Source organism: Pseudomonas glycinis (assembly GCF_054871425.1).
In genome coordinates this window covers 746,509-760,592 of sequence record NZ_JBTYHF010000002.1, presented here as the reverse complement: position 1 = coordinate 760,592, position 14,084 = coordinate 746,509, and the positions used below count along the sequence as shown (strand labels likewise).

Sequence of the window (14,084 nt, the reverse complement as noted above, 5' to 3'; positions counted from 1 at the left end):
ACTTTATGGCGCGCCCATGAAGCGCTTTCGCCCGGGCGTGATTCCTACTGTCGTGGTGGCGCTGTTGCTGCCGCTGATGGTTGCGCTGGGCTTCTGGCAACTGGGCCGGGGCGCGGAGAAAACCGCGCTGTTGGCCAGTTATACCGAACGTCGCGTGGCCGAACCGCTGGCCAGCAGTGAACTGCTCGGCAACGCCGACCCGGCATACCGCCGCGTGCGCCTGCACGGCCAGTTCGACCCCGCCCACACGCTGTTGCTGGACAACCGCCAGCGTGGCGGCAAGGTCGGCGTGGAATTGCTGCAACCGTTTCAGGACCAACGCAGCGGCCGCTGGCTGCTGGTCAATCGCGGCTGGCTGCCATGGCCCGATCGGCGCGTGCCGCCGCAATTCACGACACCGGCCGAGGCGCTGACGCTCGACGCCTGGGTCTATGTCGCCCCCGGTGCAACGTTCCAGTTGCACGCCGATCCGGTCAGCAGTGTCTGGCCGCAGACCATCACCGCCGTCGAGCCGGGCAAATTGTGGCAAACCCTGGAGCGCGACGGCTTCGCCTACGAATTACGCGCCGAACCCGGGCCGGCGAGCTACCAGACCGATTGGCCGGTAGTCGCGATGGGCCCGGAAAAACACCTCGGCTACGCCGTGCAATGGTTCGCCATGGCCACGGCGTTGCTCGGGCTCTACCTCTATTTGGGCTGGCACAACGCAAAGGAGAAACGCCATGGGAAGCGCCATGAATCCACCCAGCATGTCTGAGGCCAAACCCGTTCCCAGCCGCCGGCGTGGGCGCATTCAGCTGCTGCTGATTGTGCTTGGCGTGGTCGGGCCGATGCTGCTCGCCACCGGCATGTACAAATTGCAGTTCTGGGTGCCGGAAGGACGCAGCTACCACGGCGAGCTGATCGGCAACGGCCAGACCCGCGCCGACCTAGGCGTGCAGGCCGATGAGCAGCGCTGGCAGATTTTGGTCACCGCGCCAAAGGACTGCGCAGTCGATTGCCAGCAACTGGTTTATCTGGCGCGGCAGATCCAGATCAGCCTCGGCCGCGAAGCCGGGCGCGCCAGCCACGCCCTCGCCGCCGCGCAACCACTGAGCGCTGATTACGCCGCAAAACTCGACCGTGAATATCCGCAGTTGCAGCGCTATCCGCTGGATGCCGGGGTGTTCGTCAGGACCACCGGCGACAAAGCCGTGCCGCAGCTGTGGATCGTCGACCCGCACGGCAATCTGGTGCTGCGTTACGAGCCGAATGTGAAGGGCAAGGATCTGCTTAACGACCTGCGGCATCTGCTGAAACTGTCGAACATCGGATGAGGGCATCGTCATGGCCAAACCTGGATTTCGCCTCGCGCTGTTTGCCACCCTGCTGGCACTGATTGTCGTGCTGCTCGGCGCCTATACGCGCCTGACCCACGCCGGCCTCGGCTGCCCGGACTGGCCAGGCTGCTACGGCTTTATCAGCGTGCCGAAAAGCGAGGCGCAACTGGCCCATGCCGAACTGCATTTCCCTGACGCGCCAGTGGAGGCGCACAAGGGCTGGAACGAGATGATCCACCGCTACTTCGCCGGCACCCTCGGCTTGCTGATTTCAGTGCTGGCGGGGCGCGCCTGGGCCAACCGGCGCCATCCGGGCCAGCCGGTGAAACTGCCGCTGTTTCTGCTGGCGGTGGTCATCGCCCAAGCGGCGTTCGGTATGTGGACGGTGACGCTCAAGCTCTGGCCGCAAGTGGTCACCGGGCATTTGCTCGGCGGCTTTGCCACATTGAGTCTGCTGTTCCTGCTGACGCTGAGGTTGTCCGGCGTGCTGCCGGCGCTGACCGTACCCAAGCGCCTGCAATACTGGGCGACGGCGGGTCTGCTGCTGGTGATCGGCCAGATCGCCTTGGGCGGCTGGGTCAGTTCCAACTACGCAGCGGTGGCCTGCATCGACTTCCCCACCTGCCACGGCCAATGGCTGCCGCAGGCGGACTTCGCCAATGGCTTTCACCTGACCCAGCACATCGGTCCGAATTATCTCGGCGGACAACTCGATAGCGATGCGCGCACGGCGATTCATCTGACTCACCGCATCGGCGCTTTGCTGGTGACGGTCGTACTGCTCGGTCTGGCCTGGCAGTTGAAAGCGGTAGGCATGACCCGACTGGCCGGGTTGCTGCTGATCGCCCTTGCCGCGCAGATCACCCTCGGCATCAGCAACGTGCTGTTTCATCTACCGCTGCCAGTGGCCGTCGCCCATAACGCCGGCGGTGCGGCGCTGTTACTGACGCTGGTGCTGGTCAATTATCACGCGCGCACCAGCCTGCTGCGGGTGAGCCAACCGGTGCTGGCGCGCTGGCGCTTGAGTGCGCACAAACCTGTCGTCGCGCCCATCGCATTGAAAGGAGAAACGCCATGGCGAGTCTGATCGGCCAGCGTGCAGCGCAAGCGCTGTGGCGCGATTATCTGGAGCTGACCAAGCCGAAAGTCGTGGTGCTGATGCTGATCACCTCGCTGGTCGGCATGTTCCTCGCTACCCGCGCCGGCGTGCCGTGGACAGTGCTGGTGTTTGGCAATCTGGGCATTGCCTTGTGCGCCGGCGGTGCGGCGGCGGTCAATCATGTGGTCGATCGGCGCATTGATGCGGTAATGGCGCGCACGCACAAACGGCCGCTGGCCGAAGGCCGGGTTTCACCTGCGGCGGCGCTGACCTTCGCCTTGGTGCTGGCATTGCTCGGCCAGGCGCTGCTGCTGACCTTCACCAATCAGCTGACCGCTTGGCTGACTCTCGCCTCGCTGCTCGGTTACGCGGTGGTCTACACCGGTTTCCTCAAACGCGCTACGCCGCAGAATATAGTCATCGGCGGCCTCGCCGGTGCCGCGCCGCCGCTGCTGGGCTGGACCGCCGCCACCGGCCATGTCAGCGCCGAACCGCTGTTGCTGGTGCTGATCATCTTCGCCTGGACCCCGCCGCACTTCTGGGCACTGGCGATTCATCGCAAGGAGGAATACGCCAAGGCCGACATTCCGATGCTGCCGGTGACCCATGGCGAGCACTACACCAAAGTGCACATTCTGCTCTACACCTTCGCGCTGCTGGCGGTGAGTCTGCTGCCGTACGTGATTCACATGAGCGGCGTGCTGTATCTGGTCTGTGCGCTGGTGTTGGGCGCAAGGTTTCTGCAATGGGCCGTGGTGCTGTACCGTGGCACTCGGCCGCACGCGGCGATCAACACCTTCAAGTACTCTATTTATTACTTGTTCCTGTTGTTCATCGCCCTGCTCGTAGACCACTACTTACTGTTGAACCTATGACCCGAACCCAGAAAACCGTCTTCATCCTCGTCGCCGTGATCGCGCTGATCCTCGGGCTTACCGTGAATAAAGTGCTGAACGGCAAAGGCCAGGGCGATCCGACTGCGCTGATCGACGCCGGGATCATCCTGCTGCCGCAGAGCCGCAACCTGCCGGACGTGACCATGACCGATCAGGACGGCAAACCAGTTGCCATCGACGAGTTGAAAGGCAAGTGGAGTCTGTTGTTCTTCGGTTATACCTTCTGCCCGGACATCTGCCCGACCACCCTGGCGCAACTGCGGCAGATCAAGAGTGAATTGCCGAAAGAGGCTGTGGATAAATTGCAGATCGTGCTGGTCAGCGTTGACCCCAACCGCGACACACCGAAGCAGTTGAAGCAGTACTTGGGCTACTTCGATCCGCAGTTCATTGGCCTGACGCCTTCATCTATCCAGGACCTGCAGAAGGTGGCGAACGCCGTGAGCATTCCGTTCATTCCCGCCGATACCAGCAAGCCGAACTACACCGTGGATCACAGCGGCAATCTCGCCGTGATCGGCCCGGACGGCACACAGCGCGGGTTTATCCGCGCGCCGTTGAACAATGCCAAGCTGGTGGCGCAGTTGCCGGCGATGCTTGAGCGCAATTGACAGTTCAAAAGCTAAAAAGCCCCTCACCCTAACCCTCTCCCAGAGGGAGAGGGGACAGACCGAGGTGCTTATTCGAAGTGCGCCGACCTGCAATTGTGAGTCGAACTCAGGCTCGAAAAGCGTGAAGGTCGGCCCCCTCTCCCTCGGGAGAGGGCTGGGGTGAGGGGAAGCTTCAAGGCGGGTCGCAAGCCAGGCACCAGACACAAAAAAGGGGACGCCATTGGCGTCCCCTTTTTCATTGCAGCAACCTGAATCAGAACGCCGGCAACACCGCGCCTTTGTACTTCTCGGTAATGAACTGCTTCACTTCCGGGCTGTGCAGCGCCGCCGCCAGTTTCTTCATCGCATCGCTGTCCTTGTTGTCCGCGCGGGACACGAGGATGTTCACGTATGGCGAGTCGTTGCCTTCGATCACCAGCGCATCCTTGGACGGATCAAGCTTGGCTTCCAGCGCGTAGTTGGTGTTGATCAGCGCCAGATCAACCTGAGTCAGCACGCGCGGGATGGTCGCGGCTTCCAGTTCACGGATCTTCAGGTCTTTCGGATTCTCGGCGATGTCTTTGACGGTCGACAGGATGTTTTTCGAATCCTTGAGCTTGATCACGCCAGCCTTGTCCAGCAGCAACAGCGCACGGCCGCCGTTGGTGGCGTCGTTCGGGATCACCACGTTGGCACCACCGGGCAGGTCCTTCAGATCCTTGAGCTTGCTCGAATAAGCACCCAGCGGCTCCAGGTGCACGCCGGTCACGGCGACGAGGCTGGTGCCCTTGGCCTTGTTGAACTCATCGAGGTACGGCTGGTGCTGGAAGAAGTTGGCGTCCAGACGCTTTTCCGCGACCTGTACGTTCGGCTGAATGTAGTCGGTGAAGACCTTGACCTTCAGATCCACGCCTTCCTTGGCCAGGGCCGGTTTGACGAATTCGAGGATTTCCGCGTGCGGCACCGGGGTGGCGGCAACGGTCAGGGTCTCGGCGTGGGCCGAAAACGCCGCAACAGCGGCGAAAGCAGCGATCAGTTTTTTCATTCAGCTAACTCCTTGTGAGGGCGCCCGCCAGCGAATGGCCCGCGCCTCTTGATTAAAAAACCGCTTATTTGCGCGAGAAATGCACGACCAGGCGGTCGCCAACCATTTGCAGCACTTGCACCAGAATCAACAGCAGCACCACGGTGACGATCATCACGTCGGTCTGGAAACGCTGGTAGCCGAAACGGATCGCCAGGTCGCCCAGACCACCGGCGCCGACCACACCGGCCATCGCCGTGTAGGACACCAGTGTAATCGCTGTCACCGTAATCGCTGCGAAGATGCCCGGACGGGCTTCCGGCAGCAAGGCGTTCATGATGATCTGCCGCGTGGTCGCGCCCATCGACTGGGTCGCTTCGATGATGCCGCGATCGACTTCGCGCAGCGCGGTTTCCACCAGACGCGCGAAGAACGGCGTGGCGCCCACCACCAGCGGCGGGATCGCCCCGGCCACACCCAGCGAGGTGCCGGTGATCAGCACGGTGAACGGGATCATCACGATCAGCAGAATGATGAACGGCAGCGAACGCAAGATGTTCACCACCAGCGACAGCACGGCGTAGAGGCCACGGTTTTCCAGCAACTGACGCGGGCTGCAGAGAAACAGCAGCACGCCCAGCGGCAGGCCGAGCAGCACGGTGAACAGCAGCGAACCGCCGAGCATCAGCATGGTGTCGCCAGTCGCCAGCCAGATTTCGTACCAGTCGATATTGGCGAAGAAACTCATCAGGTCAGCCATTAGCGCAACACCTCCATGTGAACGTCAGCGGCGGTGAAGCGGGCAAACGCCGCCTCCATGTCGCCACCGGTGACAGCGAGGGTCAGTTGCCCGTACGGAATGTCTTTGATGCGGTCGATGCGACCGGCGAGGATGCTGTAGTCGACGCCGGTTTCCCGGGCGACGGTGCCGAGCAACGGCGCGTAGGTCGCTTCGCCCTGGAAGGTCAGACGCACGATACGCCCCGGCACGTGGGCGAAATCGTCACGCTGTTCGCTCTCGTCGATCTGCTCGCTTTCCTGGACGAAACGCTTGGTGGTCGGGTGCTGCGGATGCAGGAACACATCGGCCACCGGACCCTGCTCGACGATCACGCCGGCGTCCATCACCGCGACCTGATCGCAGACGCGCCGGATCACGTCCATCTCGTGGGTGATCAGGACGATGGTCAGTTTCAGTTCGCGATTGATTTCCGCCAGCAGTTGCAGAACCGATGCGGTGGTCTGCGGGTCGAGGGCACTGGTGGCCTCGTCGCACAGCAGAATCTTCGGCTTGGTCGCCAGCGCACGGGCAATGCCGACGCGTTGCTTCTGACCGCCGGACAATTGCGCCGGGTACTTTTTCGCGTGGTCGGACAGACCGACCCGCGCCAGCAACTCGGCCACCCGTTGATTGATTTCACTGCTCGACAGCTCACCGGCCAAGGTCAGCGGCAAGGCCACGTTATCGGCGACAGTCTTGGAGGCGAGCAGGTTGAAGTGCTGGAAGATCATCCCGACCTGCTGGCGGAAACGGCGCAGGCCGTTGGCGTCCAGTGCGGTGACTTCTTCGCCGTCGACGATGATCTTGCCGCCACTGGAATCTTCCAGGCGATTGATCAGCCGCAGCAGGGTACTTTTGCCCGCACCGGAATGGCCAATCAGGCCGAACACCTGGCCGTTCTCGATGGCGAGACTGGTCGGGTGCAGCGCGGGAATATCCTTACCGGCAACGCGGTAAGTCTTGTGGACGTTTTGAAACTCGATCACGTAGCGAACCTTGTGGGGCGCGTTGGAAAAGGATCAGCGGTTAGCCGGGCGCGCATTTTAGCCTGTCCGTATAGAGGTTCTTAGCATTTATTTCGCAATTAACCTTCAATTTGGCAATAACGCGATCAAAGGTCAGATAAACGGAACGGCTGAAACGCTCATCAGTCACTAAGTAAGCGACTTGAAACCCTGGGTGCCGTGCCCGGGAATCACTCAAGGGTCTGCGGAAGGCATCCGGGGCCAAACGAGGAGTTTACGTCTGATGAGCATCAAAAAGCCTGCACCCGATAAAAGCGAGATGGCCGGAACCGACACCCCGGATCGCGCCAACACCAACGCCAAGCTCGACAGCCTGGAAGAATTCCGTTCGGACGCCACCGGTCAGGCACTGCGCACCAATCAGGGCGTGAAGATCGCCGACAACCAGAACACCCTCAAAGCCGGGCCGCGCGGGCCTTCGCTGCTGGAAGACTTCATCATGCGTGAAAAAATCACGCACTTTGACCATGAGCGGATTCCGGAGCGCATTGTCCATGCGCGCGGCACCGGCGCGCACGGTTTCTTTCAGACCTACGAGAACCATGCAGCGCTGACCAAGGCCGGTTTCCTACAGGATCCGGGCAAGAAAACCCCGGTGTTCGTGCGTTTTTCCACGGTGCAGGGGCCACGGGGTTCCGGCGATACCGTGCGTGACGTGCGCGGCTTTGCGGTGAAATTTTTTACCGATGAAGGCAACTTCGACCTGGTCGGCAACAACATGCCGGTGTTCTTCATTCAGGACGCGATCAAGTTCCCGGATTTCGTCCACGCGGTGAAACCCGAGCCGCACAACGAAATCCCCACCGGCGGCTCGGCTCACGATACGTTCTGGGACTTCGTCTCGCTGGTGCCGGAATCGGCGCACATGGTCATCTGGGCGATGTCCGACCGGGCCATCCCGAAAAGCCTGCGCAGCATGCAGGGCTTCGGTGTGCACACCTTCCGCCTGATCAACGCCGAGGGCAAATCACGCTTCGTCAAATTCCACTGGCGCCCTACCGCCGGCACCTGCTCGCTGGTGTGGGACGAGGCGCAGAAGCTCGCCGGTAAAGACACCGACTACCACCGTCGCGACCTGTGGGAAGCGATCGAAATGGGCGACTACCCGGAGTGGGAACTGGGCGTACAGATCGTCGAAGAAGAGAACGAACACGACTTTGATTTCGACATTCTCGACCCGACCAAGATCATCCCCGAAGAAATCGTCCCGATCACGCCGCTGGGCAAAATGACCCTGAACCGCAACCCGGACAACTTCTTCGCCGAAACCGAGCAGGTCGCTTTCTGCCCGGGCCATATCGTGCCAGGCATCGACTTCTCCAATGACCCGCTGCTGCAAGGTCGACTGTTCTCCTACACCGACACGCAGATCAGCCGACTCGGCGGGCCGAACTTCCATGAGCTGCCGATCAACCGTCCGGTGGCGCCGTTCCACAACGGCCAGCGTGACGCACAGCACCGCACCACCATCGATAAGGGTCGTGCCTCGTACGAGCCAAACTCGATCGACGGCGGCTGGCCGAAAGAAACCCCGCCGGCGGCACAGGACGGTGGTTTCGAGAGCTACCCGGAGCGCATCGACGCCGCGAAGATCCGTCAACGCAGCGAGTCGTTCAGCGATCACTTCTCCCAGGCCCGCTTGTTCTTCAACAGCATGAGCGACCACGAGAAAGAGCACATCATCGCTGCCTACAGCTTCGAGCTGGGCAAGGTCGAGCGTGAGTTCATCCGTGCCCGTGAAGTGAACGAGATCCTTGCCAATATCGACCTGACCCTGGCCAAACGCGTGGCGGAAAACCTCGGCTTGCCGGCGCCAGCCAAAGGCACGGTCGAAGTGCGCAAGACCTCGCTGGAGCAATCGCCAGCGCTGAGCCAGGCCAACCTGCTACCAGGCAATATCAAAACGCGCAAAGTGGCGATCCTTGCTGCCAATGGTGTTGACGCTGCGGCCATCGATGCGATGAAGAAAGCGCTGGAAGCCGAAGGCGCCCACGCGAAACTGGTCGGCCCAACCTCGGCGCCAGTCAAGACTGCTGACGGCAAGGCATTGCCGGTGGATGCGTCGATGGAAGGCATGCCTTCAATTGCGTTCGATGCGGTGTTCGTACCGGGTGGCGCGGCGTCGATTACTGCGTTGAGCGGTGATGGAGTGGCGTTGCATTACCTGCTGGAAGCGTACAAGCACCTGAAGGCGATCGCGCTGCACGGCGAGGCCAAGCAATTGCAGGACTTGCTGAAGCTCGACGCGGATGCGGGGCTGTTGCAGGGCGCGGATGTGGGTGCGTTGACCAAACCGTTCTTCGCCGCGATTGGCGAGCATCGGGTCTGGGCGCGGGAGCCTAAGGCCAAGGCGATTCCGGCTTAAGATCTTTATTGGCTGAGCGGACGCTTTCGCGAGCAGGCTCGCTCCCACAGGTACGCTGTTGCACCTGTGGGAGCGAGCCTGCTCCGGGCGGCGTTCCGACGAAGCTTTTTATGGTTTACGCGGGCTTAAAACCATCTGCGCCGGCACTGTGCGCAAGATCTGCTTCTCGATCTGCAGATCAAAATCAGGATCGAGCTTCTTGACTCGCTTGCTCAGCAACGTCGCCAGCCACGGGTAATCCGCGGTGCGCGGCGCCTGAATGCTGACGGCGCATTCGTAATTCACCACATCGGCGGCGATCGCATCGAGTTGTCGTTGCAGCTTGTGAATATCGCCGATGTTCAACGCAACGGTGGTGCTCTCGGCGGTCGGGTCGATGACCTTGGCTTTCGGCCTGGCTTCGGCAGCCAGCAGCGCGGCCTCAGCCTTTTCCAGCTCGGCCTTGCGCGCTTCGGTGATCGCGCCGTTGACGCCGCCGGTCAGCGCCGGCGCCTTGGGCATCAGAGCACGGGCGCGGCTGAGCGCGGTGGCGGCAGCGTTGACATCGCCTTTCTGCAGGACGATCTGGCTGCGGCGCAAATACGCCTCGGCCAGCTGCCGCTGGTACTGCTCAAGGGATTGATCATTGGGGGTTGCGGCCTGCAACGCGGCCAACTGGTCTTCGGCGGTGGCCAGTTCGCTGCTGGCCAGGCTTTGCTCCAGCTGTGCGATGGCCGTAGCCCGCGCATCCGGGACTTCAGCCACCGGCGGCGTGCTTTGGCAGGCGCCCAGCAGCACTGAAAATGCGACAAGGAGCAGATAACGGGAGGCGAACGGCTTCATTCCTGCGACTCTCTAATTGCGCAAAAAGCGGCCAAGTCTACACCCCACGACGGGGCAGAACAAAACTCAACAGAAACAGCGCGGCTGCCGTCACCACGATAGACGGCCCCGCCGGGGTGTCCTTGAACCACGACAACGCCAGCCCGCCGCACACTGCGAGCATGCCCAGCAGGCTCGCGCCCAAGGCCATCTGCTCCGGCGAACGGGCGTGACGCTGTGCCGCAGCCGCAGGGATGATCAGCAGCGAAGTGATCAGCAGCACCCCGACGATTTTCATCGCCACGGCGATCACCACCGCGATCAACAGCATCAGCGCCAAGCGCAAACCCGCCACCGGCAAGCCTTCGACCCGCGCCAGTTCTTCGTGCACGGTGACCGCCAGCAGCGGCCGCCACAGCGTCACCAGCAACACCAGCACCGCCGCAGTGCCGCCGAGAATCCACGCCAGGTCGCTCGGACTGATTGCCAGCAAGTCGCCGAACAGATAGGCCATCAGGTCGATCCGCACTTCATGCATGAAGCTTAGTACCACCAGGCCGAGAGAGAGCGTGCTTGGCGCAAGAATTCCCAACAGCGTGTCGGACGCCAGCGGCTGGCGCTGTTGCAGCGTCACCAAGAGCACCGCCAGCAGCAGGCAACCGACCGTCACCGCCACCGTCGGGCTGACGTCCAGCAGAAAGCCCAGCGCCACGCCAAGCAACGCAGCGTGGGACAGCGTATCGCCGAAATAGGCCATGCGCCGCCACACCACAAACGAGCCGAGCGGTCCGGCCACCAGCGCCAGGGCCAGACCTGCAAGCAGGGCATACAAAAGAAAATCAGCCATGCTTGCAGCCGTCTCCATGAACATGAGGTTGCCCGCCGAGCGGGCCTTTGACCACCGAACCGTGCAGGTCGTGGGCGTGGTCGTGATGGTGGTGATAGATCGCCAGACTCGGCGCGTTCTTGCCGAACAGTTCGACGAATGCCGGATCGCCGCTGACCTGCTCGGGGTGCCCGGAGCAGCAGACGTGGCGGTTCAGGCAGACCACCTGATCGGTGGTGCTCATCACCAGATGCAAATCGTGGGACACCATCAGCACGCCGCAACCGTGGCGGTCGCGCAGCCGGGTAATCAGGCTGTACAACTCGGCCTGCCCGGCCACGTCGACGCCCTGCACCGGCTCATCGAGCACCAGCAGCTCTGGCTCACGCAGCAGTGCCCGAGCCAGCAGCACGCGCTGCATTTCGCCGCCGGAAACGCTCTGCACCGGGCTGTCGATCACATGTTCGGCACCGACTTCCTTCAACGCGGCCAGGGCACGCGAACGATCGACGCCGGGCACCAGGCGCAGGAAGCGCAGCACTGACAGCGGCAGGGTCGGGTCGACATGCAGTTTCTGCGGCATGTAGCCGACGCGCAGTTTCGGTTTGCGCCAGACGCTGCCACTGTTCGGCTTCAACAGCCCGAGCACGGCGCGTACCAGCGTGGTCTTGCCGGCGCCGTTGGGGCCGATCAGGGTGACGATCTGCCCCGGCTCGACGCTCAGCTCGATGTTGTCCAGCACGGTCTGCCCGGCAAACGTGACGGCGACCTGCTCCAGACGGATCAGCGCGTTGCTCATCAGGCCCCCTGGCAACCGGCGCACAGACCAACCACTTCGACCGTCTGCGCTTCGACGATGAAACCGACGTCTCTGGCGCTGCTGATGATCGCGTCGCTGATTACTTTTTGTTCAAGTTCGATCGCGGCGTGGCACTCGCGGCAGATCAGGAACTGGCCCTGATGCGCGTGTTCAGGATGCACGCAGCCAACGAAGGCGTTGAGCGACGAGATGCGATGGACCAGGCCGTTTTCCAGCAGGAAATCCAGTGCGCGGTACACCGTAGGCGGCGCGGCGCGGCGGCCGTCCTGCTCGCTGAGCACCGCGAGGATGTCATAGGCACCCAGTGGCTTGTGGCTTTGCCAGACCAGTTCCAGCACGCGGCGGCGCAGGGCAGTCAGACGCAAACCTTTCTGCGCGCACAAGGTATCGGCCTCGGACAAAGCGCTGTGCACGCAATGGGAGTGGTCGTGGGGACGGCTGGCAATCGGGGTAATAGGCATGAGCGGCGACGAGATTTGCTGGAGACGTTATTATGTTACCCGTTCTCGCTTCCTTGAGTGGTCATCGTGTCCCGACTTTTTTCTGTTTTTGTGGCTTTTGTTGCCAGTTTTCTGCTGATCGGTACGGCTCAGGCCGAGGTCAAAGTGCTCACCAGCATCAAACCGTTGCAGTTGATTGCCGCTGCCGTGCAGGACGGCGTGGCGATTCCCGAGGTGCTGCTGCCACCGGGTGCCTCGCCGCACAATTACGCCCTGCGCCCGTCCGACGTACGGAAGGTGCAGTCGGTCGATCTGCTCTACTGGATCGGCCCGGACATAGAAGGTTTCCTGCCGCGGGTACTCGGCGGTCGCAGCCTGCCGAGCGTCGCGGTGCAGGATCTGCCAGGCCTGAAGCTGAGGCATTTTGGCGCGGACAACCATTCCCATGCCGAAGAAGCCGACGAGCATGATCACGATCATCGCCCCGGCTCGCTGGATGCACATTTGTGGCTGTCACCGGTCAATGCGCGGGTGATCGCCGACAAAATGGCCGCCGACCTCAGCGCCGCCGACCCGGCCAATGCCCAGCGTTATCAGAGCAATGCCAAAGCCTTTGATGAACGTCTGGATGCGCTCGATCAGCGTTTGAAGAAGCGCCTGGCCAATGTCGAAGGCAAGCCGTACTTCGTCTTTCACGAGGCCTTTGATTATTTCGAAGACGCTTACGGCCTGAAGCACGCCGGAGTGTTCGCCGTCGCTGCTGAAGTGCAGCCCGGTGCCCAGCATGTGGCGGCGATGCGCAAGCGCTTGCAGGAAGTAGGCAAGACCTGTGTGTTCAGCGAACCGCCATTGCGTCCGCGCCTGGCGGAAACGCTGGTGGCCGGTTTGCCAGTGAAACTGGCCGAGCTGGATGCGTTGGGCGGGTACACCCCGGCGACGGCTCAGGGCTATGAGCAGGTGCTGGAAAAACTCGGCAATGATCTGGCCGGGTGCCTGGAGTCGCTGTAACAACACAAACCCTGTGGGAGCGAGCCTGCTCGCGAAAGCGGTGGGTCAGTCAGCAAAAATGCTGAACGGGCCGCCGCCTTCGCGAGCAGGCTCGCTTCCACAGGTTCATGTTTGCTTGGCGAATCTACTCAGAGGGCGAAAGGCAACGGTGTGCTCACCTTCTGCCGCTGCGCCAGGCGCTGCTCGAATTCCTGCGGATCGTGAATCAACACATCCTGCCCGGCGAACTGCTCGGCGGCGATCAAGCGTGACAGCCAGAACCGCACACAGGCCACACGCAACATCGTTGGCCAGAGCTCAGCCTCCGCCGCCGTGAACGGCCGCAGCGCCGCATAGGCACCGAGAAACGCACGCGCACGCGGGCCATCGATCACGCCCTCCTCGTCAGAACACCAGTCATTCAAGGCAATTGCCACGTCGTACAGCATCGGCCCCGAGCAGGCGTTGTAGAAGTCGATCAGCCCGGTCAGGTGGGTGCCTTCGAACATGGCGTTGTCGCGGAACAGGTCGGCGTGAATGTTCGCCCGAGGCAGTGCAAGGATCTTGTCTTTGCGCTCGGTGATCTCATCCAGCGCCTTTTGCAGCAAGGCACGCGGCTCATCGCTCAGGTGCGAGAGAAATTCAGTGCCCTCCTCCAGCATCCAGTCCAGACCACGATCGGTCTTGCGCTTGATCATGCGCTCGCCTTGGGTCGCCAGGTGCAGATGCGCCTGCAACTCGCCGACCTGGGCGCAGTGCTGGGCGTTAGCGACTTTGATGTGCTTGCCGGACAGGCGCGGTTGCAGCAGCGCCGGTTTGCCTTTGAGCTCACGCAGGGCCAAGCCGTCGGTGGTGCGCAGGGCGTAAGGCACCGGCAGTTCGGCTTCGTGCAGCACGTCGAGCAGGTCGATGAAGAACGGCATCTCCTGCACCGGGCCGCGCTCGACCAGGGTCAGGACAAACTCGCCCTGCTCCAGACTGATGAAGAAATTGGTGTTTTCGCTGCCGGCGGCGATCCCCTGGAAATCAAGCAGGCGGCCGAGCCCGTAAGGGGCGAGAAAGGTTTCCAGCTCGGGCCGAGCCAGGGGAGTGAACACAGACATTGAAAACT

General features: G+C 62.2%; 15 protein-coding genes. 7 read left to right on the top strand and 8 right to left on the bottom strand.

Annotated elements, in window-relative coordinates:
- Window positions 1-16: 16 nt before the first annotated feature.
- The 5 genes from ACYSTU_RS07535 to ACYSTU_RS07515 are packed head-to-tail and all read left to right on the top strand — an operon-like array spanning window position 17 to window position 3,925.
- Window positions 17-757, top strand: coding sequence for an SURF1 family protein (locus ACYSTU_RS07535; protein ID WP_136493271.1), 741 nt, complete (start codon window positions 17-19; stop codon window positions 755-757).
- Window positions 723-1,316 (top strand): PA_0111/PP_0108 family redox-active disulfide protein, encoded by a 594-nt coding sequence (locus tag ACYSTU_RS07530; RefSeq protein ID WP_133335408.1) that lies wholly within the window; start codon window positions 723-725, stop codon window positions 1,314-1,316. Before ACYSTU_RS07535 ends, ACYSTU_RS07530 begins: the two co-directional genes overlap by 35 nt.
- Before the next feature lie 10 nt (window positions 1,317-1,326).
- Entirely contained in the window at window positions 1,327-2,406 is a 1,080-nt protein-coding gene (locus ACYSTU_RS07525) for a COX15/CtaA family protein (RefSeq protein WP_137214556.1), read from the top strand.
- Window positions 2,394-3,293 (top strand): heme o synthase, encoded by a 900-nt coding sequence (gene cyoE, locus ACYSTU_RS07520; protein WP_122880227.1) that lies wholly within the window; start codon window positions 2,394-2,396, stop codon window positions 3,291-3,293. Before ACYSTU_RS07525 ends, cyoE begins: the two co-directional genes overlap by 13 nt.
- The gene (locus ACYSTU_RS07515) at window positions 3,290-3,925 is read left to right on the top strand and encodes an SCO family protein (protein ID WP_498997141.1); all 636 of its coding nucleotides are present in this window, start codon (window positions 3,290-3,292) and stop codon (window positions 3,923-3,925) included. The genes cyoE and ACYSTU_RS07515 overlap by 4 nt, the downstream gene beginning before the upstream one ends.
- Window positions 3,926-4,178: 253 nt before the next feature.
- On the opposite strand, the gene ACYSTU_RS07510 is transcribed toward ACYSTU_RS07515, so the two are convergent.
- From ACYSTU_RS07510 to ACYSTU_RS07500, 3 genes are all read right to left on the bottom strand, one after another.
- On the bottom strand, window positions 4,179-4,949 hold the full coding sequence (locus ACYSTU_RS07510; RefSeq protein WP_016772336.1) for a MetQ/NlpA family ABC transporter substrate-binding protein: 771 nt from the start codon (window positions 4,947-4,949) through the stop codon (window positions 4,179-4,181).
- 64 nt (window positions 4,950-5,013) lie between these two features.
- A complete protein-coding gene (locus tag ACYSTU_RS07505; RefSeq protein WP_016772337.1) occupies window positions 5,014-5,688 on the bottom strand; it encodes a methionine ABC transporter permease in 675 nt (224 codons plus the stop codon).
- Window positions 5,688-6,695: a methionine ABC transporter ATP-binding protein gene (locus ACYSTU_RS07500; protein WP_016772338.1), complete on the bottom strand. Its 1,008-nt coding sequence runs from the start codon at window positions 6,693-6,695 to the stop codon at window positions 5,688-5,690. The genes ACYSTU_RS07505 and ACYSTU_RS07500 overlap by 1 nt, the downstream gene beginning before the upstream one ends.
- Before the next feature lie 262 nt (window positions 6,696-6,957).
- Here ACYSTU_RS07500 and katE point away from each other — a divergent pair, with 262 nt between their 5' ends.
- Complete coding sequence (gene katE, locus ACYSTU_RS07495) at window positions 6,958-9,099, top strand: catalase HPII (protein WP_498997136.1); 2,142 nt, start codon at window positions 6,958-6,960, stop codon at window positions 9,097-9,099.
- Between the two features lie 108 nt (window positions 9,100-9,207).
- Here the strand turns inward: katE and ACYSTU_RS07490 are convergent, their stop codons facing one another.
- From ACYSTU_RS07490 to ACYSTU_RS07475, 4 genes are read right to left on the bottom strand one after another with little or no spacing between them, the layout of a single operon-like run.
- Complete coding sequence (locus ACYSTU_RS07490; RefSeq protein WP_016772339.1) at window positions 9,208-9,921, bottom strand: PA5502 family lipoprotein; 714 nt, start codon at window positions 9,919-9,921, stop codon at window positions 9,208-9,210.
- Window positions 9,922-9,958: 37 nt separating this feature from the next.
- Window positions 9,959-10,747 (bottom strand): zinc ABC transporter permease subunit ZnuB, encoded by a 789-nt coding sequence (znuB, locus tag ACYSTU_RS07485; RefSeq protein WP_016772340.1) that lies wholly within the window; start codon window positions 10,745-10,747, stop codon window positions 9,959-9,961.
- Entirely contained in the window at window positions 10,740-11,525 is a 786-nt protein-coding gene (gene znuC / locus ACYSTU_RS07480) for a zinc ABC transporter ATP-binding protein ZnuC (protein WP_024014991.1), read from the bottom strand. The genes znuB and znuC overlap by 8 nt, the downstream gene beginning before the upstream one ends.
- Window positions 11,525-12,007, bottom strand: coding sequence for a Fur family transcriptional regulator (locus ACYSTU_RS07475; protein ID WP_016772342.1), 483 nt, complete (start codon window positions 12,005-12,007; stop codon window positions 11,525-11,527). The genes znuC and ACYSTU_RS07475 overlap by 1 nt, the downstream gene beginning before the upstream one ends.
- A gap of 66 nt (window positions 12,008-12,073) precedes the next feature.
- Between ACYSTU_RS07475 and ACYSTU_RS07470 the strand changes: the two genes are divergently transcribed.
- Entirely contained in the window at window positions 12,074-12,994 is a 921-nt protein-coding gene (locus ACYSTU_RS07470) for a zinc ABC transporter substrate-binding protein (RefSeq protein WP_498997129.1), read from the top strand.
- Between the two features lie 128 nt (window positions 12,995-13,122).
- Here the strand turns inward: ACYSTU_RS07470 and ACYSTU_RS07465 are convergent, their stop codons facing one another.
- A complete protein-coding gene (locus tag ACYSTU_RS07465) occupies window positions 13,123-14,076 on the bottom strand; it encodes a homoserine kinase (RefSeq protein WP_016772344.1) in 954 nt (317 codons plus the stop codon).
- Window positions 14,077-14,084: the final 8 nt, after the last annotated feature.

Excerpts from the sequence above, each read along its gene's own strand:
- ACYSTU_RS07535 (WP_136493271.1), top strand. The coding sequence starts at position 17 with ATGAAGCGCTTTCGCCCGGGCGTGATTCCTACTGTCGTGGTGGCGCTG.
- ACYSTU_RS07530 (WP_133335408.1), top strand. The coding sequence starts at position 723 with ATGGGAAGCGCCATGAATCCACCCAGCATGTCTGAGGCCAAACCCGTT.
- ACYSTU_RS07525 (WP_137214556.1), top strand. The coding sequence starts at position 1,327 with ATGGCCAAACCTGGATTTCGCCTCGCGCTGTTTGCCACCCTGCTGGCA.
- cyoE (WP_122880227.1), top strand. The coding sequence starts at position 2,394 with ATGGCGAGTCTGATCGGCCAGCGTGCAGCGCAAGCGCTGTGGCGCGAT.
- ACYSTU_RS07515 (WP_498997141.1), top strand. The coding sequence starts at position 3,290 with ATGACCCGAACCCAGAAAACCGTCTTCATCCTCGTCGCCGTGATCGCG.
- ACYSTU_RS07510 (WP_016772336.1), bottom strand. The coding sequence starts at position 4,949 with ATGAAAAAACTGATCGCTGCTTTCGCCGCTGTTGCGGCGTTTTCGGCC.
- ACYSTU_RS07505 (WP_016772337.1), bottom strand. The coding sequence starts at position 5,688 with ATGGCTGACCTGATGAGTTTCTTCGCCAATATCGACTGGTACGAAATC.
- katE (WP_498997136.1), top strand. The coding sequence starts at position 6,958 with ATGAGCATCAAAAAGCCTGCACCCGATAAAAGCGAGATGGCCGGAACC.
- ACYSTU_RS07490 (WP_016772339.1), bottom strand. The coding sequence starts at position 9,921 with ATGAAGCCGTTCGCCTCCCGTTATCTGCTCCTTGTCGCATTTTCAGTG.
- znuB (WP_016772340.1), bottom strand. The coding sequence starts at position 10,747 with ATGGCTGATTTTCTTTTGTATGCCCTGCTTGCAGGTCTGGCCCTGGCG.
- znuC (WP_024014991.1), bottom strand. The coding sequence starts at position 11,525 with ATGAGCAACGCGCTGATCCGTCTGGAGCAGGTCGCCGTCACGTTTGCC.
- ACYSTU_RS07475 (WP_016772342.1), bottom strand. The coding sequence starts at position 12,007 with ATGCCTATTACCCCGATTGCCAGCCGTCCCCACGACCACTCCCATTGC.
- ACYSTU_RS07465 (WP_016772344.1), bottom strand. The coding sequence starts at position 14,076 with ATGTCTGTGTTCACTCCCCTGGCTCGGCCCGAGCTGGAAACCTTTCTC.